Raw genomic sequence first — 20,018 nt, forward strand, 5'->3', positions numbered from 1 at the left:
AATCTAAAGGGGGTTTTTTTGGAAAAAAAAGACACTCAGGAGAGAGTGTCTTTAATTTTGATCAGTAGGCTTTAGCTCATCAGCTTTGGATTTAATTTCATCAGTAATAGCGATATTAATATTACCAGCTGCTTTTTTGTATTCCTGAATTAATGAATTAACGTTTTGGTTAAATGAAATTAAGCTGCCACTTGGAGATTGGGCTTGTTCGTTAAGAGCAGTAATAATCCCGTATATTTTTTTATATTCTTCATAGGTTTCTTTATATTTATTAGGCTGTTCTTTTGCAGCTTCAGAGACTAACTTTAAATCATTTCCCATATTGCTATAAAACGTATCAACGGTTGTAATCATTCCGTCAATTTCTGTTCTCTTAGAACTTAGTGCATGATTGAAGTCATGTCTTTTATCTATTGCATTTGACCATGTAGTTGAATACTCGGATAATACGTAAGATGCTGCATATTTAAAGGTGTTTATATTATTATAAAAAGATGCTGCGGCAATTAAGTAATTATCTTCTTTTTTCTTTTGTGCTTGAAGAGCTTGATACTCCTCTTCTATATTTGTTACTTTTGTTATCGTAAAGAGAAGAACGATGACGGATATAACTGATGTAAGAAATAGTATTATAGATGTTATTAAAGATTTTTTGGCTGGTAATTTTCGTACTTTCTTAATGAATCCAATAACAATAAAGATTAAAGCTGCGCATAAACTAACTATAGTAAGAATTAAAAAGAAAAATGCTAGGCCGTTTCCGATGGTATATGGCATTCCTAACTCGCTATTTCCATATAATTTGTAACTGATGCTCATGCCTAGTATGAAAAATAAAGATAGTACTCCGACACTTACTTTAATAAGTGTATTTTTTGATAGATTCACTGATTTTCCTCCAAAACATTGTTCTAATTAGATGTGCAAAATATAAGATTTGCTGAATTAGCATAACAAAAATCATTTTCAATATGTGTCGTATATTGTCGAAAAATAAAAAAGAGTTATCTTAACATAGTAAGATAACTCTTTTTATTATGAAATCGTCGAATGAGAATGCTGATAAGCGGAACGACGTACAGCATAGTATATACGAGGTGCGATAATAGCACCGATAATTGTAAATACAATATCTTTTACTGCGAACCACATCATAATCATCCAAGCAGCTTTATAGCTCATATTACCACCCATGAAGAGATTGACTGCCCCGTACATATAAGTAGTACCGATAATATAAGTTAAAATAATTCCTGTGAAAGAGGCAATTGTAAAAGTAATAAATGTTGGTTTTTCCTTTTGTTCTACGAGTTTTCCTGATACGTAAGCAACGATAATAAATGCGATAATAAAACCACCAGTAGGATCTAAAAGTGCTCCAAATCCAGCTTTGAAGTTAGCGAAGATTGGCGCACCTGCTACTCCAACAAGCATATACACAGTCATTGATAATGCACCAAGTCTACTTCCAAGAAGAAGCCCTGCTAAAATTGCGAAAAATGGTTGCATAGATAATGGGATGCCCGCCACTTGTAGGAATGGGGCCCAAGATACAATATTTGCACCAATAGCCATAAGAGCAACGAACATGGCAGCTAATGCTAAATCTAAAACATGAAATCTTCTCATAATGTTAACCTCCTGTTGTTATTAGGTTAACATTATCGTAGCGAAAATGTTTACTTGTTGTCAATCAAAATATTTTGATAAGAAGGCTTCAAATAGTCTCTTAGCAACGTATACGGAATGCGAAATTGCGGAATTCCACTTGAATAAGGAGCAATCTCATATAAAGAGAAATAAATGACGAGATTGTCCGGTTCTAAAAAGAAGTGAAACTTTTTCGTGCTCATGACCTTTTCAGTTGCATCAGGAAAATAAATGCTTTCATTTTGGTTAATTTGTCTTACAATCTCAGCACGGATTACTTCTTTATATGTATCTTCTTTTTGAAATAAATCGTCTAAGTGTAGTAACTTTTTTTCGTTTAAATCAAATGTGTTTGCCTTCCACATATAAAGACCATGTGCCCCGCCTGTATATTGATAGTAATTCACATATAGGCTAAGAAAAGGTGGTTTATTTAAGGAGACTTTATAATCAACATTCGCCACGTACGGGTGAAATGGTGTACTAGATCCTTCTGTTTCTGTATAATATTTTTTTGCGTCTTTTTCTAATTTGGTTTTAAATTTGTCAGTAGATTTTTTGTAATAGAAATTGAGCTTATTTTGAAATTTAGAATCGGAAAAATTGTGAAACGAAGGTCTGCTAATTTGATATTCTATATAAGGTTTCTTACCTTTTTGCGTTACAGTCTTCACATCGATTGTCAGGTTAGATGTTTTGGCTGCTAGTGCACAATTTGGTACAATAGTCAGCAAGGAGAACATAAGCAGTAATATACAAAATTTCTGTTTCATTTAGGTGAAACCTCCTTATATAAGTGTTATAGGTAGTTTGAAAATAAATAGGTAAAATTATACATTTTAATTAAAGTTAGAGAAGGGGGAAGCGATATGGCAAAAACTTTAATGGATTCACTTGGAATTGAGTTGTTAGAGATGACAGAAGATAAGGTGGTTGCTACGATGCCTGTTGATGGGCGTACGCATCAGCCATTTGGATTTTTACACGGTGGTGCTTCTGTTGCGTTAGCAGAAACAGTAGCAAGTGTCGGTTCATACAATTTAATTGATCAAGAGAAATGCATCTGTTTCGGTCTAGAAATTAATGCAAATCATATTCGCTCAAAGAAAGATGGAATTGTAACAGCAATCGGGACACCGATACATAGAGGACATTCAACGATGGTTTGGGATATTCGTATCATTGATGAGAATGATGAATTACTATGCATATCAAGATGTACAGTAGCAATTAAAGAAAAACGTGAAAAATAGAAAAGAGGTTGCTCCTTAGAGCAACCTCTTTTTCTTATAATTAGAACTGGATTTTCTTCTCTAAGAAACCTTTTAGTTCGCTGATTGGCATACGAACTTGTTCCATTGTGTCACGGTCACGTACTGTAACAGCTTTGTCTTCAACAGAGTCAAAGTCATAAGTGATACAGAATGGTGTACCGATTTCGTCTTGACGACGGTAACGTTTACCGATAGAACCAGTTTCGTCAAAGTCTACCATGAAGTCTTTAGCTAGTTCTGCGAATACTTCAGTAGCACCTTCAGATAGCTTTTTAGATAATGGTAAGATAGCTGCTTTGTATGGTGCTAAAGCAGGGTGGAAACGAAGAACTGTACGAGAATCATTTTCTAATTGCTCTTCTTCATATGCATCACATAAGAATGCTAATGTTACGCGGTCAGCACCTAAAGATGGCTCGATGCAGTACGGTACGTAACGCTCATTCGTTTGTGGATCGATATAGTTAAAGTCTTCATTAGAGTGTTCCATGTGACGTTTTAAATCGAAGTCTGTACGAGATGCAACGCCCCATAGTTCGCCCCAACCGAATGGGAATCGGAATTCAATATCAGTTGTTGCGTTACTGTAGTGAGATAATTCCTCTTCACCGTGGTCACGAAGACGCATGCTTTCTTCAGTCATACCAAGTGAAAGTAACCAGTTCTTACAAGTTTCACGCCAGAATGCGAACCACTCTAAATCTTCACCAGGCTTACAGAAGAATTCAAGTTCCATTTGTTCGAATTCACGTGTACGGAATGTGAAGTTACCAGGCGTGATTTCGTTACGGAAGCTCTTACCGATTTGGCCGATACCAAATGGAAGCTTTTTACGCATAGAGCGTTGTACGTTTTTAAAGTTTACGAAAATACCTTGTGCTGTTTCAGGACGAAGGAAGATTTCGTTCGTGCTAGACTCTGTAACACCTTGGAATGTTTTGAACATTAAGTTGAACTGACGGATTTCAGTGAACTCTTCACTACCGCAATCAGGACATTTTACTTCATGTTCTTTCATTAAGTCAGCCATTTGGTCGAAAGTAAGACCATCAACAACCATTTCGATGCCTTTTGCATCTAATGCATCTTCAATTAATTTGTCAGCACGGTGACGCGCTTTACATTTTTTACAGTCGATCATTGGATCGTTGAAGTTACCAACGTGACCAGAAGCGATCCAAGTTTTTGGGTTCATTAAAATAGCTGCGTCTAAACCAACGTTGTATGGAGATTCTTGAATGAATTTTTTCCACCAAGCTTTTTTAACGTTATTTTTTAATTCGATTCCAAGTGGACCGTAATCCCAAGTGTTTGCAAGACCACCGTAAATTTCAGAACCAGGGAAAACAAAACCGCGATGTTTTGCTAAGTTTACAACTTGTTCCATTGAATACATAATAAAATCCTCCTTTTGAAAGTTAACGTATTGGCGATGACGTGCTCTGGTACTTGTGAAACGAGCAGTATATGCTTTAAAAAACATAAAAAAACGCTCATCCCAAGGCTTAATTGCCTAGGGACGAGCGTTTGCCCGCGGTTCCACCCTAGTTGATACACAACAGGTGCATCCACTTTATCACGTATTGCTCGAGACTGCCGTTTCCTTGCGGTTTCAGGCTTTCACTATCCCTGAATCGCTTTTTGTGCAAGTACTTATAAGTCCGTCATCGCTACTTATATTAATAATAATGAACATATTCTAACACGTTCTTTTTTAAATCTCAATAGAGGAACGCGTCTATCTATGATAGAGTCTCGCCTATTTTTTCGTTATTTATTCCGTAATTTTGTTTAATATGCTTAATTGCTTCACGTTTACTAAGGGGAGCAAGCTCGTTATTTTGCACGTATTCCCAAACGACATCGGGCTTTGTTTTTGCATATTCGCGAAGGACCCAGCCAATCGCTTTTTGAATGAAAAATTCTTTTGAAGAATGTAGTTGTCCAATAATCCAGAAAAGAAGTTCTTCATCCATTTTTTGTTTATATTTTAGCTGGAATAAAATAGCGGCGCGTTGTAACCATATGTTATCTGATGCAATCCATTTTGGAATATAGGCGGAAATTAATTCTGGGTGTTTTAAAAAGATATTCCCTAAAAATGTAGGAACGATGCTATCGACAGAATCCCACCAAGATTTTGTTACAATCAGTTCTTCTAAAAACGGGATATGCGTTTCGTTTATATACTTTTTATATTTTTGCATAATATCGAGTGCGGCCGCTTGAAATTCACGTTCTGGTAAATCCCAAAGTTCACGTACGATAACTTGGAAATCCTTTTGATCTGGGAGAGTATGTATTTGAATAACGTCTTTTAATAACTGTCTTCTTTCAGGTGTTTGAATACCGAGAAATGGAAAATGATTTTTCATATAACGTGCCATCGGTTCTGCTTTTTCAAGGTTTTTATGAGCTATGAAATGCTCTTGTAACGCTTTTACAAATGGATGCATAAATCCGTTCTCCTCTCTAACTAACTTACTCCTATTATTATACAGAGAGTTTGGTTAAATTTTAAAACATAACTTGCAGAGTAATGAAATATGTTGAGAGTAGAGAGGAGAGGATAAGATGGAAGATCAAGGCGTACTAGCAGGTTTCTTTGCTCTTAGTTTTGCGTTTATTCTTGTTATATTGATTTGGGCAATTATTTCGTATTTGTTAACGGCTTTTGCACTGTATACGATGGCGAAAAATGATGGTGCAACGGATGGTGTTCTTGCTTTTATTCCTTTTATAAATAGTAAGACATGGGGGGATTTAGCAAAAGACAAATTGCCAGATTTCTTGAAAGAAGAAGCAGGATGGAAAGTATTCGGCATATATGTCGCGTGTTTCATCTTTAACTTCGTACCAATAATAAGTTTACTAGCAACAGCTGTATCGATTGTGCTGTCTATTTATCTTATCTACGCTATTTTAGACAGGTACGGAACGAACTCTATATTATTTACGATTATTCATACCATCACATTTTCGGTTTTCTTACCGATTCACTTGTTCATTATTCGGAATGAGCCGGTAAGGTATAACGAGTAGATATATGCGGGGAGCTGTTTCGAAGATATTTTGGAACAGCTTTTTGTCGGTAAATTGATATTTCGTGTAGAATCGTTGATATAAATTCGTTGACCAAGAAAAAAGGGCTGCCAAATAGGACAGCCCTTTTCTACTACATAAGGTAGCGTAAATAAATATAAATATGAGAAATGATTAATGAAACGATCATAATTGGGAAACCGACTTTTAAGAAGTCCATGTAGCTAAACTTATGTCCTTCGCGGCTTGCAATACCTGCAACAATTACGTTAGCTGAAGCTCCGATTAATGTTCCGTTTCCACCTAGACAAGCACCTAATGCTAATGCCCACCATAATACGTCGATTTGTGCGTCAGAAGGTGATAAACCTAGCCCAACTGCCATATCGTTAATAAGTGGAATCATTGTTGCAACGAATGGAATGTTATCAATTGTTGCAGAGGCGATACCAGATACCCATAGAATAAGGATAGATGCTTGAGAAATATCTCCGCCTGTTATTCCAATTACTTTTTGAGCTAACGTTTTGATAAGCCCGATATCAATAAGTCCTCCAACGAGTACGAATAGTCCTGCGAAGAAGAAGATTGTTACCCACTCTACACTTGCGAATACCTCTTCAATTTCATGTTCTTTCACACCAATTAGCATAAGTACAGTTGCACCAGTTAAGGCAATGATAGCTGCATCAACATGGAAGATGGAGTGAGTCATGAAACCTACGATTGTAAGTCCAAGTACTGTTAAAGATTTTTTCATTAATACAGGGTCTTTAATGTATTGCTTTTCATCTAAACTCATTAATTTCTTAACTTGTACAGGATCAGCAATTAATTGTTTGCGGTACATGAAGTAAAGTATTACTGCTGTAACACCAATAATAATAATTACGATTGGCGCTAAGTTTAGCAAGAATGCATTGAAGTCTAAATGCTTATTTGCAGAACCAATCATAATATTTGGCGGATCACCAATTAATGTAGCTGTTCCTCCGATGTTTGAAAAAATAATTTCAGAAAGTAAATAAGGAACAGGATTTACTTGCAGTATGCGCGTAATAGATAAAGTAACTGGAACAACAAGAAGTACAGTTGTAACGTTATCTAAAAATGCGGAACCAAGCGCAGTAAGTAAGGAAAGCGAAATTAAAATTTTAATTGGATTTCCTTGCGCCCCTTTTGCTGCTTTAATGGCAACGTATTGGAAGACACCCGATTTACTCGTAATGTTCACCAAAATCATCATACCGATGAGTAGCGTAATCGTCCCCCATTCAATATGTTTCGTAAAGGCGTTGTGTAAATCAACGACTCCCATAATTACCATGAGTGCTGCACCAAGAAGTGCGATGACAGCGCGATTAATTTTTTCTGAAATAATAATGGCATATGTAATTAAAAAGACTGCGATAGCAAAATAATACTGCCAGTTTGCGAGCTCTTGCGTTGTTTCGTGCAAAAATCTCATCTCCTTTCATTCACTTTTCTTAGTGTGTCAAAAAATTAACTAGATGAAACACACATAAAGTCATTATAAAGTAGAAAAAAGGGGGATGTAAATGAAAGGACTTATTTTGTCATATTTTCTGCATCGGTCATTTTTTCTTATTTTTAAAAATATTTGTGGGCATTTGACATATATATAAGATACATCCAATCTGAATATTTAAAATGGAATTAGCATTCGAGCTTGTTCGTGTAGGAGTGTCAAATAGAAAGGAATGACAAAGATGATAAGGAAGGGATCGTATGGATGAACAACAATTTTTATTTTTGGATTTTGAGTTTACGATGCCCCAACACAGAAAAAAACCAAAAGGATTTTTCCCGGAAATTATTGAGGTAGGACTCGTTTCGGTTGTTGGCTGTAAGGTAGAAGACACGTATTCTGCTCATGTTAGGCCGAAAACTTTTCCTTCTTTAACGGATCGATGTAAGAAATTTTTAGGAATTAAACAAGAAGTCGTAGATAAAGGAATTTCGTTTCCAGAACTCGTTGAAAAACTTGCAGAATATGAAAAGAGATGTAAACCGACCATTGTTACGTGGGGAAATATGGATATGAAAGTGTTGAAGCATAATTGTGAAATGGCGGGAGTAGACTTTCCATTCTTAGGACAGTGTCGTGACTTATCACTTGAGTATAAGAAGTTTTTTGGGGAGAGAAATCAAACAGGATTGTGGAAAGCAATTGAGGCGTATGGAAAAGCAGGAACAGGAAAGCATCATTGTGCGCTAGATGATGCGATGACGACGTATAATATTTTTAAATTAGTAGAAAAAGATAAAGAGTATTTAGTGAAACCAGCACCTCCAACATTAGGGGAACTCGTTGATTTTTCAAAAGTGTTAAAGAAAGTGAGTACACAGTAACGACCAAATTGCACAGTATGTAATTTGGTCGTTTTGTTTTTTTAAAGTTTGTAGTCTTTTTTTAACTGCTCTAATGTTTCTAGACTACGAACCGCAAAAGGTGAATCATCTTCAGAAAATGAATTCATTTGAGTTTCTAATGCTAATTTGAGTGACTCTGTATAATCTGGAATTTCTCCTTCATATTTCTTCACCATTTGCTCTGGAATATTCGTCTGTTCCCGGAAAGCTAAAGCACGTCTTTCATGGAAAAATGGTACGTCAGCTTGTTTTACGTTATGTAAGTCACCTTGTACCGGATGTTTTAAAACAGCTAATACTTTTACGACGTAACTGCCAGGACGGCTATTTGTAACTTCGCCGATATATTTGCCAGTTTTATAAATACCAGTAACGATTTCACCAATTTCAAATGTTTCTCTCATATTTTTCACCTCAAGTTTATAGTAAGGAAAGTGCGCGAAGGAGTCAAAGAAATCATTCGCTTTCGGAATGCCCCCTTGAGAATATGGCTAGGTTCCACTATAATTTTATATTATATAACAGAAAATTCTGATGTTTTATAAATCCTCTAATAAGGAGTGTTCTATTTATATGATGCCTTTATATTTTCCGGAAGATAAAACAGAATATATTATTCCAGGGATTGTTTGCGTTCTATTTATTATTGGTGCCGTTGCTACGTGGCGTATGTTCATTCGTGTATCCAAACGAGAAGCGGAGCGGTTACAGAAAGTTGAAGAAAAACTTTTAGCGGAAAAGAAACAGTAACTCATTTTTGTATGTTTCCCTCCATGCTCGGACAATCTAAGGGCAGAATATATTTTGGAGGGAATAGAATGAAAAAACGGCTTTTTTTCAGTTGTTGTTTATTATTTCTGATGGCAGGTTGTGACCAAGGAAAGCCGAAAGAAATTGACGTGAAATTACATAATGCTTCAGGCGATGAAGTGGGGACTGCGAAAGTAGTGCAGCAAACAAGCGGAGTGAAAATCACGATTAAAGGGGAAGGGTTCGCACCTGGCCCGCACGGCATACATGTACACGAAATTGGTGAGTGTAAAGCACCACGTTTTGAATCATCTGGTAATCATTTTAATCCTGATGATAAAAAGCATGGACTTCTTAATCCGAAGGGTGCAGAAAACGGTGATTTACCGAACGTAATTGCAGATGGTTCTGGAAAGATTAAAGCGGAAATCAATGCACCACATATAACGCTGGGAGAAGGAAAAACGACGATTCATAGAAAAGATGGAGCGTCTATTATTATTACAGAAAATGCTGATGATGGCATGACACAACCGACAGGTAAATCCGGCGATCGAATTGCTTGTGGTGTCATGGTAAAAAAAGCGTCGGATATGAAGAAAAAGTAAAAGCTACCGTGCATGGTAGCTTTTTTTGTGAAACGTAATTGAAAATATATCAGCGGTTATTGGGATATATAAATTTACCAACAAGAATTGAGAAAGGAGGCTGTCCACGATGCAGCCTCCTTTCTTATCATGAAAACGTATGGCGCAGTCTGTTTAAAATTTCTTCTAAAACAGATCTTGGACAGCCGATGTTAATTCGAATATGATCTTCGCCGCCTAATCCGTATTTTTCACCGGGCTCAACGATGATTTTCCCTTTTTCCTCAAGTAATGTGGTGCGCTCATTTTGAGAAAGCTGTAGGTGAGAGCAATCAATCCATAATAAAAAACTACCTTCTGGCTTCGTTACGGAAAGAGTAGGTATGTGATCTTTAATATATTTACAAGCGAATTGAGCGTTATCTTCTATATATAATCGAATTTCATTTAGCCAATCGTTACATTCTGTATAGGCACTTTGCATCGCTGTATAGGCGAATATATTTAATCCGTGGAAGCCTTGTCTATATTGGATAGCTGTAAAGGCTTGACGGAGTTTTTCATTTGGAATGATAATAATCGATGCTTGTAATCCAGCGATATTAAATGTTTTACTCGGAGCCATGCAAGTAATTGTGCGCTCTGCTAATTCATCTGATAAGGAAGCGAACGGTGTATGTGTATGATCTGCATAAATAATATCGGAATGAATTTCATCTGCGACAACGATTACATTATATGTTGTACATAGCGCGCCAAGTTGTGTGAGTTCCTCTTTTGACCAAACACGTCCGATTGGATTGTGCGGACTACAAAGAAGCATGAGTTTGACACCTTGTTGAAATTGCTTTTCTAAATGCTCAAAGTCTATCGCATATGTATCATTTTGTTTCTGTAATGGACTTACGCATAATTGTCTATTGTTGGTTGTGACCATTTCGAAAAATGGGGGATAAATAGGTGGTTGTACGAGAACGGATTCGTTTTCTTTTGTGAAGGCCTGTATGCTCGTACTAAGAGCTGGAACGATCCCCGGGCTAAAGACAATCCATTCTTTTTGTATATCCCAGTTGTACTGTTTTTTTGTCCAGTTACAAATAATATCACCAATATTTTCGGGAGGAAGTGTATAGCCAAAAATAGGATGCTCGATACGTTTCTTTAAAGCAGTTTGAATTGGTTGTGGTACTTCAAAATCCATATCAGCAATCCAGGCATGGAGAAGCTCTTCGTTTTTATATGTATCCCATTTTGTACTATGAGTTCCACGTCGATTGACTGTTTTATGAAATAGTTGCATAAGTTTGCCCCCTTCTTCTGTAAAACCGTTAAGTTATGAAAGTTCTCTCTCTTCTTATAGAATAGCTGATGTGATAGGATAAAGAAAAGTATTAAAAAGTGAAAAGGCGGGAAGCGAATGGGTACATATGAAAAGATGATAGAGGTTGTGAAGAATTGGGATCCGTTTCAAATGGGACCGGAATTTTATGAAACAGAAGCGAGCGATGTTGTGAACGTCGTAAGTGTGTTTGATGATTCAAAATACATCGCAAAGAAGATTCAACATATATACTTTATGTCTTTTGAGGAAGTACCTGCGCTTGAAAAATGTGAGAAGTTGGCTGTGGAATTACTTGTAATAAAAGAAGGCGGAAGTTGTTCATTATAGGCTGTCGGAATGTCCGACAGCCTTTTTTTATATATTATTGCGCAGAAAAAGCGATAATTTCTTCATAAACATGTTCAGGCTTTTCTTCAGGTAGTAAATGTCCTGTGTTTTCGTAAGAAATAAACTTCGAATTCGGTAAATCTTTGTGTAGACGGTGACCTACATGTACAGGGACGACGCGATCTTTTTCGCCCCAAATGAGTAGCGTAGGTGTTTCGATTTTTTGTAATTCAGTTGAAGGCAAGTCACCTTCACGGTCTCGTATCATCCGAGTTAAAGCGGGGAATATACGGTTGTCATAAAAAGGAGCGGAGTAACCTTCCTTCATTTCATCGTCAATTAATGAGTGATCATGAACGACATTCATTAAGTTATGAACAATGCCGCGCCGGATAATCCAGTTCTTTACGTATAAATGAAAGAACGGTAAATAAGAAGAGTACAGTAAAGGCAAAGTTGCACGTGCTAAATAGCTAGAGCTGCATAGTAAAATCGTCTTTGAGATTAATTCAGGGCGTATACGGTTTACATAGAGAGAAATTTGTCCACCCATAGAATGCCCAACTAACACAATATTTGAGAGAGATAAATGTTCAATTAAATCGATAATAACCGTTGCTAAATTGTGATAAGAATACTTAAAAAGATGAGACTTATCACTTTTTCCGAAGGGCGGTAAATCAAGAGCAATTACTGTACCTGCTTTCGATAGTAAAGGAATGAGGCGGCGGTAACTGAATGAGGAAGATAAAAAGCCGTGAACGAGTACGAAAGTAGGACGTTCCGTTTTGTTGTCATGTTCATACAATTCATAATGAATAGTAGTGCCGCGAGTGGAAAAAGTGAAATAAGGACAAGTATATTCGTGATTCATTTTTTGTCACTCCATTGATTTTTGTTCATATCATTTCCAGGTAAGAAAAAAATATGTTAACAAAAAAAGGCAAGATGACGATGTCATCTTGCCTTTCGCTTATTAATCATTACCCGCGAACAATATTAGGCGGTGTTTTTCCTTGTAACCCTGCAACTAAATTTTCAGCAGCTGTCATAGCCATTTGCTGCCTAGTTTTTAATGTTGCAGATCCGATGTGTGGTAAAGTCACGACATTTTGTAGTGATAAGAGCGGATTATCCTTTTGAACCGGCTCTTGTGTAAACGTATCGATGCCTGCTGCAAAGATTTTCTTTTCGGTTAACGCATGGATTAACGCTTCTTCATCTACTGTTTTCCCGCGAGAAGCATTAATAAAGATTGCTGTTTCTTTCATTAATGAAAATTCCTTTTTTCCGATAAGATGATACGTTTCATCTGTTAATGGAGTAAGAAGAACAATAAAGTCAGACTGTTTGAGTAGCGTCTGTAAATCACAATATGTAGCATCGAATTTTTGTTCAGCTTCTTCTTTACGGCGACGGTTATAATACAGAACATTCATATCAAATCCGAATTTCGCTCGTTTTGCGACAGCTTCACCAATTCGTCCCATTCCGATAATACCGATTGTACTATGGTGTACATCCAGTCCGAAGTGCTCTTTTCCAATTTCGGCATTCCATTCACCATTTTTTACGTAGGAGTCGAGTTCGCAAACACGGCGACCAGCAGATAGCATAAGAGCGAAAACAAGGTCAGCTACTGTATCATCTAGTACGTATGGTGTATTCGTTCCGATTACATTTCGCTTTTCCATCACTTGTAAATCAAAATTATCGTAACCGACAGAAATGTTGCTCACTATTTTTAAGTTAGGAGCCGCCTTCAATAATTCTTCATTAATAGCAGATCCAAAATTTAATAAACCATCTTTATCTTGTATTTTTTCCAATAGAACATCACGAGGTACCTTCTCATTTTGCTCCCATTTTTCATAATCACAGTGTTCTGATAAATAGTTTTCTACAAATGTTGGAACTGGTTCAGCAATATAAACTTTTGGTTTCACGGTTCCATCCCCTTTCGCTTTATCACGCATTTTTCCACTGATTAAAGTTTCACTTTACCCCGCTTTAACGGACAGTAAGCCTCCCAGCTCAAAAAGCAGCTTAGGTGGGAAAGCAACTGTCCGTAAAAGCCCGATTGGTGCGGGCTAATAATCAGCGGGGTGAAGCATTCCGCTGATTAAAGTTTCACTTTATTTTGACATAATTCACTAAAAAAATCTTCTTTTCAAACTGGAAAGGGTATTTGTATAATTTAGACACAAACGAAAAGGAAGGATGATTTATATGGTGACAGAAAAAGAATTAGAATTATTAGCTTGTCTTGAAAAAAGTAGTCGATTATCTGTAGATACATTAGCGAAGCTGTTAAATATAGAAGTAGAAGAAGTAAAGAAAATGGTTGGAAAATTAGAAGCGGAAAAGATTATTGTGGATTATGTAACACATATCGATTGGACGAAGGTGAAAGAACATACAGGTTTAACGGCGATGATCGATGTGAAAGTTACGCCAAAGCACGGCGTTGGATTCGATGCGGTTGCTGAGCAAATTTATCGTTATTCAGAAGTGAAATCTGTGTATTTAATGTCAGGGACATATGATCTTTCTATTACATTAGAAGGAAAGACGATGGGCGAAGTAGCGATGTTTGTTTCAGAGAAATTAGCAACAATTGAATCTGTCGTTTCTACAACAACGCATTTCATTTTGAAGAAGTATAAACATGAGGGAATTATTTATGAAAAAAACGATGATGATAAGCGAATTGTGGTGACACCATGAAGCAATTTGAACTATCTAGAGCGGCAGAATCTTTACAACCATCTGGTATTCGAAAGTTTTTCGATTTAGCAGCGAATATGAAAGGTGTTATTTCTCTTGGAGTAGGAGAGCCTGACTTTGTTACACCTTGGAATGTAAGGCAAGCATGTATCCGTTCTTTAGAACAAGGATATACGTCATATACAGCAAATGCAGGATTATTGGAGCTCCGTCAAGAAATAGCAAAGTATCTAAAAAAACAATTTGCAGTATCTTATGATCCAAATGAAGAAATCATTGTTACAGTTGGAGCGAGTCAGGCGTTAGATGTAGCGATGCGCGCCATTATAAATCCTGATGATGAAGTACTCATTATTGAACCAAGTTTCGTTTCGTATGCACCACTTGTGACATTGGCTGGAGGAGTTCCAGTTCCTGTGGCAACTACTTTAGAAAACGAGTTTAAAGTACAATCAGAACAAATTGAAGCAGCTATTACAGCAAAAACAAAGGCAATTTTGCTTTGTTCACCAAATAACCCAACAGGTGCAATGTTAAATAAATCCGAACTTGAAGAGATAGCAGTGATTGTTGAGAAGTACAATTTAATTGTATTATCTGATGAAATTTACGCAGAGCTTGTATACGACGAAATATATACAAGTTTCGCGAGTATTAAAAATATGCGCGAGCATACGATTTTAATTTCAGGATTTTCAAAAGGATTTGCGATGACAGGATGGCGCCTCGGTATGATTGCAGCTCCTGTTCATTTTTCAGAATTAATGCTCAAAATCCATCAATATTCCATGATGTGTGCACCGACGATGTCTCAGTTCGCAGCACTTGAAGCGTTACGCGCGGGGAATGATGAAGTAATTCGGATGAGAGATAGCTATAAGAAACGCCGTAATTTTATGGCGACATCTTTCAATGAAATAGGATTAACATGTCATGTTCCGGGCGGAGCATTTTATGTCTTTCCTTCTATTTCTTCAACTGGACTATCTTCGGTAGAATTTGCAGAACAGTTATTGTTAGAAGAAAAAGTGGCTGTTGTACCTGGAAGTGTATTTGGCGAAAGTGGTGAAGGATTTATTCGTTGCTCGTATGCAACATCGCTTGAACAACTGATGGAAGCAATGAAGAGAATGGAACGGTTCGTAGAAAATAAAAAAAGGACAAAACACAATACGTTTTGTCCATAAAAGGGGGGGAATACTAGAAAGCCATGTGTTAGTATTCTATCCCAATATTGGAGAATTATACATACTACAGGAAATTTTTCGTTAATTTTGAATGAGTTCTGTCATAGTGGTATAATTTACTAATATAAGGTATGCGTATCCTGAGTAGCTTTACTTAGGATACGTACTAACCAATCGGATATTTATCAATAAATCATCTGCTTTGCTATCTACAATTGTAGAGAAAATGGTAAACGTATGGGAGTGTTTCATATGTCAGAACAATATACAACAGGAGTGGTTGTAACAGGGAAAGTGACTGGGATTCAAGATTACGGTGCATTTGTAGCGTTAGATGCAGAAACACAAGGACTTGTGCATATATCTGAAATTACAAATGGATATGTAAAGGATATTCATGACTTTTTAAAAGTCGGCGATACAGTAGAAGTAAAGGTACTTTCAATTGATGAAGAACACAGAAAAATGAGTTTATCGTTAAAAGCGGCGAAAAGAAAACAAGGACGGATTCTTATACCGAATCCATCTGAGAACGGATTTAATACGCTGCGAGAAAAGCTAACAGAATGGATTGAAGAGTCCGAGTTAACAAAGTAAAAGAGGAGCGCATATGAGCGTTCCTCTTTTACTTTATCTTATGATATATATTTGCAAATATGATTGCATGCAATCATATTCGTATGTCGGAGGTGAAGTAAAGACATACTGACTAGCGAATTTCGTTCGTTTCTGGGTGAGTGCCAAGATTTTCTGATGGTTTAAAGAGTAAACCGAGATTGATAAGCCCAGAAATACCAACGATGCCGTAAATAATGCGTGCAAGAGCTGAGTTTTGTCCACCGAAAATGGCTGCCACTAAGTCAAACTGGAAGAACCCGATTAGTCCCCAGTTCACAGCGCCAATTACAGTAAAGACTAATGCGATACGTTGCAGAGTACTCATGAAAAAGCCCCCCTTAATTGTGAAGCGTAAGCAAGCGATGAGTTAATTAACTCTTTTATAGAATGGTGCAGTTATGTTGTTTTTATACATAAAAAATGTTTGAAAGGAGATGTATATACATCTATACCGAAAAATGCGAATTTTTATGCAAAAAATGAACTTTTTCTAAAAAATATATTTTGGTTACGTTTACAATGGTTGAATCGCTTGATTTACAACTTCAGTTTCGCTAAAGTGAATACAGAAATACATATCCATAATTGGAGGGAAAAAGATGAGTACACATGTAACGTTCGACTATTCCAAAGCGTTATCCTTCATCAGTGAACATGAAATCACTTATTTACGTGATGCAGTGAAAGTAACACATCACGCAATCCACGAAAAAACTGGAGCTGGGAACGATTTCCTTGGGTGGGTAGACCTTCCGCTTCAATATGACAAAGAAGAATTTACTCGCATTCAAAAATGCGCAGAAAAAATTAAAAATGACTCTGACATTTTACTTGTTGTAGGTATCGGTGGTTCTTATCTAGGAGCACGTGCAGCAATCGAAATGTTAAACCATTCTTTCTACAACACGCTTTCTAAAGAACAACGTAAAACTCCACAAGTGCTATTTGTTGGACAAAACATTAGCTCCACTTACATGAAAGATTTAATGGACGTATTAGAAGGTAAAGACTTCTCTATTAACGTTATTTCCAAATCAGGTACAACAACAGAGCCGGCACTAGCATTCCGTATTTTCCGTAAGTTATTAGAAGAAAAGTATGGAAAAGAAGAAGCTCGCAAACGTATTTATGCAACTACAGATAAAGCGCGTGGTGCATTAAAAACATTAGCTGATAACGAAGGTTACGAAACATTCGTTATTCCGGATGATGTTGGAGGACGTTTCTCTGTATTAACGCCAGTTGGTTTATTACCAATCGCAGTAAGCGGCTTAAATATTGAAGAGATGATGAAAGGTGCAGCTGCTGGTCATGATGACTTCGGAACATCAGAGCTAGAAGAAAACCCAGCTTACCAATATGCAGTAGTTCGTAACGCTTTATACAATAAAGGAAAAACAATTGAAATGCTTGTTAACTATGAGCCAGCACTTCAATACTTCGCTGAGTGGTGGAAACAGTTATTTGGTGAAAGTGAAGGAAAAGATCAAAAAGGTATTTTCCCATCTTCAGCAAACTTCTCAACTGACTTACACTCATTAGGTCAATACGTTCAAGAAGGTCGTCGTGACTTATTTGAAACAGTTCTAAAAGTAGGTAAATCTACACATGAACTAAAAATCGAATTAGAAGACAACGATTTAGATGGATTAAACTACCTTGCTGGTGAAACTGTAGACTTCGTAAACACAAAAGCATACGAAGGTACATTACTTGCACATAGCGATGGTGGAGTACCAAACTTAATCGTAAATATCCCTGAATTAAATGAGTACACATTCGGTTACCTTGTATACTTCTTCGAAAAAGCATGTGCGATGAGCGGCTACTTATTAGGCGTAAATCCATTTGACCAACCAGGAGTAGAAGCATACAAGAAAAACATGTTTGCTTTACTTGGTAAACCAGGATTTGAAGAATTAAAAGCAGAATTAGAAGAGCGTTTAAAATAATAAAAAGCGACCGGAATCCGGTCGCTTTTTATTATTTTATCGAAAAGTCCATCAGTATATTCAAACTAGAGTGGGTATGCTAAAGAAAAAGTCTAGGAGGGATGGACTTGATTCCGATTCAATCAAATTTAGAAGGACGTACCTATGCGTTATATAAGTTAGAAGAGATAATGAAGCCACTTGGATATAGTATTGGTGGCAATTGGGATTATGATAAAGGATGCTTTGATTACAAAATCGATGAAGAAGATGGCTATCAATTTTTACGAGTGCCATTTACAGCGGTGAATGGAGAACTAGATGTGTCGGGCGTAATAGTCCGTCTTGAAACGCCTTATATTCTTTCGCACGTATATCAAAACGAACTAGATGATCATGTGAATACTTTAACTGCTGGAACAAGTGGTATGGATCAATTTGCTGAACCGAAAGATCCAGATGGAGATGTGAAAAGAAAACATATCAATATTGGAAAAGTGCTCATGCAGGAACTAGAAAAACATTTTCTTAATGGTGAATAACAATGAGTATGTCGCTTTCAATGAGAAGAAAGGAATGGACTGGATTAATTATATATTGTTCGTCACGCTTTATACCTAGTAAGAGAATGTTTTGCTTTAAAAGAGTATAGCTGCAATTTGCAAAAGTTTGTCCGGTGCAGGACGGAAAAAGCTCCATCAGTTGTAATTTATTATCAGAGATTTCATCGTAAAGTGAAAATAGTACGCCTGAAATGGAAGGGAATAAAAGAGAAGCGGTAAATACATAGCTCGTTAATTTATTTCCTTCTATAATTTCTGATACACCAGCTCTCGTTGCATTTTGTATTTGTTCAGAAGTAAGAAGTTCAGCGATACAGTGAATGTTTGGATTGAGCCCTTTTGCAGTTAAAATATTTAAAATGGATTGTGTATCTGCTAAGCTTTCATTTTTTTCTTTATCAGCTGTTATTAATATAGTGTGAGCCGTTGTAATGTTAGCTTTTAATAAAGTTTGATCATGATGGGGGCAACCCTTTATAAATTCTAAATGATGAAATGGTTTTGGAAGTAAAGAAAGTGTTTCATCAATTAAAACGATATCAAGGTTCGGTTGTAAAACGTGCATTTGTTTTACAACATGTTTTGCGCGCTCATTCCAGCCGACAATAATCATATGCCCGTTAGAAGTTGCAGCTTCTTCTCCTTTAATTTTCATATATTGTTTATTAATCATATCAGTGGCGAACAGAACCATATAATAAGAACAAAAACCGGTCCCAAATAAAATAATACCCATACCGATAAGTTTGCCTATTAGTGTATGGGGGGCAAAGTCACCATAGCCAACAGTGAAAATGGTAACGATTGACCACCAAATTCCATCAAACCATGTGGTGAAGTGCGATGGCTCTAGTCTATGTATAAGAAAGCCGGAAAAAGCAGTAAGTACAACAATAAAGCAAATTAAACGAAAAATAATGGAATCACGAAATGTATCTACTAAATTCGGACGGGATTTCAAATTCTTATTCCTCCTTACTTTGCAGGACTACATTCATTGTTACCATTATAGAAAAAAGAAAAACTCTCTAATTTAAAAGAGAGTTTGTTTTACATTACATACTTTCCACTTCAGTTTGTTGAACACTTTCAAGATGTTGAAGAGCATAATAAACATCAGCGGTATGTCTTTTTTGATCGATAGATAATTTCAAATGCAAATAGTGCGAGCCACTCTCCAATGTTTTGAGCTTCATGTTCTTAACTTTTATATCCATTTCTTTTATTTCTTCAATTACAATTGGGATATTGTCCATATTTCGCACAACAAGTTTTACTGCGATATCACGTTGACGAAAGGATCTAGGTCCTACAAATTTCATTGTTAATGGTATAAGTTCAACACTAATCATAAGGAAACACATTCCGAAAATGGCTTCGATATAGAATCCAGCCCCAACAGCAATACCGATACCAGAAGCACCCCAAATCATAGCAGCGGTCGTTAATCCTGCAATACTATCGTTTCCTCTTCTTAAAATAACACCAGCACCTAAAAAACCGATTCCTGATACAATTTGGGCGGCAAGTCGAAGTGGATCCATATTCATATGATCGGTATGTGGTAAATTGTAAGCTGCTTTAATAGAAACAATCGTCAGGAGGCAACTAATGATAGAAATAACT

At 36.6% G+C, this 20,018-nt stretch carries 24 protein-coding genes (1 of these 24 cut by a window edge); 11 read left to right on the forward strand and 13 right to left on the reverse strand.

Annotation, left to right across the window (positions count from 1 at the left end):
- Window positions 1–51: 51 nt before the first annotated feature.
- The 3 genes from QCI44_RS02745 to QCI44_RS02755 all read right to left on the reverse strand — a co-directional run bounded on the left by QCI44_RS02745 (window position 52) and on the right by QCI44_RS02755 (window position 2,423).
- Window positions 52–888: a hypothetical protein gene (locus QCI44_RS02745; protein ID WP_016135920.1), complete on the reverse strand. Its 837-nt coding sequence runs from the start codon at window positions 886–888 to the stop codon at window positions 52–54.
- A gap of 147 nt (window positions 889–1,035) precedes the next feature.
- On the reverse strand, window positions 1,036–1,629 hold the full coding sequence (locus tag QCI44_RS02750) for a biotin transporter BioY (RefSeq protein ID WP_016135919.1): 594 nt from the start codon (window positions 1,627–1,629) through the stop codon (window positions 1,036–1,038).
- 50 nt (window positions 1,630–1,679) lie between these two features.
- Window positions 1,680–2,423: a DUF3298 and DUF4163 domain-containing protein gene (locus QCI44_RS02755; RefSeq protein ID WP_088084540.1), complete on the reverse strand. Its 744-nt coding sequence runs from the start codon at window positions 2,421–2,423 to the stop codon at window positions 1,680–1,682.
- A 96-nt stretch (window positions 2,424–2,519) separates the two neighbouring features.
- Between QCI44_RS02755 and QCI44_RS02760 the strand changes: the two genes are divergently transcribed.
- The gene (locus QCI44_RS02760; protein ID WP_016085744.1) at window positions 2,520–2,903 is read left to right on the forward strand and encodes a hotdog fold thioesterase; all 384 of its coding nucleotides are present in this window, start codon (window positions 2,520–2,522) and stop codon (window positions 2,901–2,903) included.
- A 40-nt stretch (window positions 2,904–2,943) separates the two neighbouring features.
- Here the strand turns inward: QCI44_RS02760 and QCI44_RS02765 are convergent, their stop codons facing one another.
- The gene (locus tag QCI44_RS02765) at window positions 2,944–4,320 is read right to left on the reverse strand and encodes a glycine--tRNA ligase (protein WP_000287155.1); all 1,377 of its coding nucleotides are present in this window, start codon (window positions 4,318–4,320) and stop codon (window positions 2,944–2,946) included.
- Between the two features lie 346 nt (window positions 4,321–4,666).
- The gene (locus QCI44_RS02770; protein WP_016135916.1) at window positions 4,667–5,380 is read right to left on the reverse strand and encodes a DNA alkylation repair protein; all 714 of its coding nucleotides are present in this window, start codon (window positions 5,378–5,380) and stop codon (window positions 4,667–4,669) included.
- A 118-nt stretch (window positions 5,381–5,498) separates the two neighbouring features.
- Between QCI44_RS02770 and QCI44_RS02775 the strand changes: the two genes are divergently transcribed.
- The gene (locus QCI44_RS02775; RefSeq protein WP_016085747.1) at window positions 5,499–5,966 is read left to right on the forward strand and encodes a hypothetical protein; all 468 of its coding nucleotides are present in this window, start codon (window positions 5,499–5,501) and stop codon (window positions 5,964–5,966) included.
- Window positions 5,967–6,099: 133 nt separating this feature from the next.
- Here the strand turns inward: QCI44_RS02775 and QCI44_RS02780 are convergent, their stop codons facing one another.
- Complete coding sequence (locus QCI44_RS02780) at window positions 6,100–7,425, reverse strand: ArsB/NhaD family transporter (RefSeq protein ID WP_016085748.1); 1,326 nt, start codon at window positions 7,423–7,425, stop codon at window positions 6,100–6,102.
- Between the two features lie 290 nt (window positions 7,426–7,715).
- Here QCI44_RS02780 and kapD point away from each other — a divergent pair, with 290 nt between their 5' ends.
- A complete protein-coding gene (kapD, locus tag QCI44_RS02785) occupies window positions 7,716–8,339 on the forward strand; it encodes a 3'-5' exonuclease KapD (protein WP_016085749.1) in 624 nt (207 codons plus the stop codon).
- A gap of 41 nt (window positions 8,340–8,380) precedes the next feature.
- Here the strand turns inward: kapD and kapB are convergent, their stop codons facing one another.
- The gene (gene kapB / locus QCI44_RS02790; RefSeq protein WP_016085750.1) at window positions 8,381–8,764 is read right to left on the reverse strand and encodes a kinase-associated lipoprotein KapB; all 384 of its coding nucleotides are present in this window, start codon (window positions 8,762–8,764) and stop codon (window positions 8,381–8,383) included.
- Between the two features lie 169 nt (window positions 8,765–8,933).
- On the opposite strand from kapB, the gene QCI44_RS02795 reads away from it, so the two are divergent.
- Entirely contained in the window at window positions 8,934–9,110 is a 177-nt protein-coding gene (locus QCI44_RS02795) for a hypothetical protein (protein ID WP_000982763.1), read from the forward strand.
- A 68-nt stretch (window positions 9,111–9,178) separates the two neighbouring features.
- On the forward strand, window positions 9,179–9,718 hold the full coding sequence (sodC, locus tag QCI44_RS02800) for a superoxide dismutase [Cu-Zn] (protein WP_016085751.1): 540 nt from the start codon (window positions 9,179–9,181) through the stop codon (window positions 9,716–9,718).
- 127 nt (window positions 9,719–9,845) lie between these two features.
- Here sodC and QCI44_RS02805 read toward each other — a convergent pair whose 3' ends face one another.
- The gene (locus QCI44_RS02805; protein WP_088084539.1) at window positions 9,846–10,997 is read right to left on the reverse strand and encodes a MalY/PatB family protein; all 1,152 of its coding nucleotides are present in this window, start codon (window positions 10,995–10,997) and stop codon (window positions 9,846–9,848) included.
- A gap of 117 nt (window positions 10,998–11,114) precedes the next feature.
- On the opposite strand from QCI44_RS02805, the gene QCI44_RS02810 reads away from it, so the two are divergent.
- Complete coding sequence (locus QCI44_RS02810) at window positions 11,115–11,366, forward strand: YugE family protein (RefSeq protein WP_000537644.1); 252 nt, start codon at window positions 11,115–11,117, stop codon at window positions 11,364–11,366.
- Between the two features lie 34 nt (window positions 11,367–11,400).
- Here QCI44_RS02810 and QCI44_RS02815 read toward each other — a convergent pair whose 3' ends face one another.
- Together QCI44_RS02815 and QCI44_RS02820 are read right to left on the reverse strand one after the other, a co-directional pair.
- Complete coding sequence (locus QCI44_RS02815) at window positions 11,401–12,240, reverse strand: alpha/beta fold hydrolase (RefSeq protein WP_016085753.1); 840 nt, start codon at window positions 12,238–12,240, stop codon at window positions 11,401–11,403.
- Window positions 12,241–12,349: 109 nt separating this feature from the next.
- Window positions 12,350–13,342 (reverse strand): 2-hydroxyacid dehydrogenase, encoded by a 993-nt coding sequence (locus QCI44_RS02820; RefSeq protein ID WP_016085754.1) that lies wholly within the window; start codon window positions 13,340–13,342, stop codon window positions 12,350–12,352.
- A gap of 253 nt (window positions 13,343–13,595) precedes the next feature.
- Between QCI44_RS02820 and QCI44_RS02825 the strand changes: the two genes are divergently transcribed.
- The 3 genes from QCI44_RS02825 to yugI all read left to right on the forward strand — a co-directional run bounded on the left by QCI44_RS02825 (window position 13,596) and on the right by yugI (window position 15,877).
- Entirely contained in the window at window positions 13,596–14,093 is a 498-nt protein-coding gene (locus QCI44_RS02825) for an Lrp/AsnC family transcriptional regulator (protein ID WP_000255702.1), read from the forward strand.
- A complete protein-coding gene (locus QCI44_RS02830) occupies window positions 14,090–15,280 on the forward strand; it encodes an aminotransferase (RefSeq protein ID WP_016085755.1) in 1,191 nt (396 codons plus the stop codon). Before QCI44_RS02825 ends, QCI44_RS02830 begins: the two co-directional genes overlap by 4 nt.
- Window positions 15,281–15,532: 252 nt before the next feature.
- Window positions 15,533–15,877: a S1 domain-containing post-transcriptional regulator GSP13 gene (yugI, locus tag QCI44_RS02835; RefSeq protein WP_000003765.1), complete on the forward strand. Its 345-nt coding sequence runs from the start codon at window positions 15,533–15,535 to the stop codon at window positions 15,875–15,877.
- Window positions 15,878–15,989: 112 nt separating this feature from the next.
- Here yugI and QCI44_RS02840 read toward each other — a convergent pair whose 3' ends face one another.
- Window positions 15,990–16,223 (reverse strand): DUF378 domain-containing protein, encoded by a 234-nt coding sequence (locus QCI44_RS02840; RefSeq protein WP_000105788.1) that lies wholly within the window; start codon window positions 16,221–16,223, stop codon window positions 15,990–15,992.
- 274 nt (window positions 16,224–16,497) lie between these two features.
- Between QCI44_RS02840 and QCI44_RS02845 the strand changes: the two genes are divergently transcribed.
- Together QCI44_RS02845 and QCI44_RS02850 are read left to right on the forward strand one after the other, a co-directional pair.
- On the forward strand, window positions 16,498–17,850 hold the full coding sequence (locus QCI44_RS02845) for a glucose-6-phosphate isomerase (RefSeq protein ID WP_016085756.1): 1,353 nt from the start codon (window positions 16,498–16,500) through the stop codon (window positions 17,848–17,850).
- 107 nt (window positions 17,851–17,957) lie between these two features.
- On the forward strand, window positions 17,958–18,371 hold the full coding sequence (locus QCI44_RS02850; RefSeq protein ID WP_353810995.1) for a YugN-like family protein: 414 nt from the start codon (window positions 17,958–17,960) through the stop codon (window positions 18,369–18,371).
- Here QCI44_RS02850 and QCI44_RS02855 read toward each other — a convergent pair.
- A complete protein-coding gene (locus QCI44_RS02855; protein WP_016085758.1) occupies window positions 18,358–19,353 on the reverse strand; it encodes a potassium channel family protein in 996 nt (331 codons plus the stop codon). The two genes, QCI44_RS02850 and QCI44_RS02855, sit on opposite strands and share 14 nt — an antisense overlap.
- 94 nt (window positions 19,354–19,447) lie before the next feature.
- On the reverse strand, window positions 19,448–20,018 hold the 3' portion of the coding sequence (locus QCI44_RS02860) for an MgtC/SapB family protein (RefSeq protein ID WP_016085759.1). The gene runs 110 nt beyond the window's last position; 571 of the gene's 681 nt are visible here — the last part of the coding sequence; the start codon falls outside the window, past its right edge; it ends in the stop codon at window positions 19,448–19,450.

This window comes from Bacillus cereus group sp. RP37, assembly GCF_040459695.1.
Lineage (GTDB): Bacteria > Bacillota > Bacilli > Bacillales > Bacillaceae_G > Bacillus_A.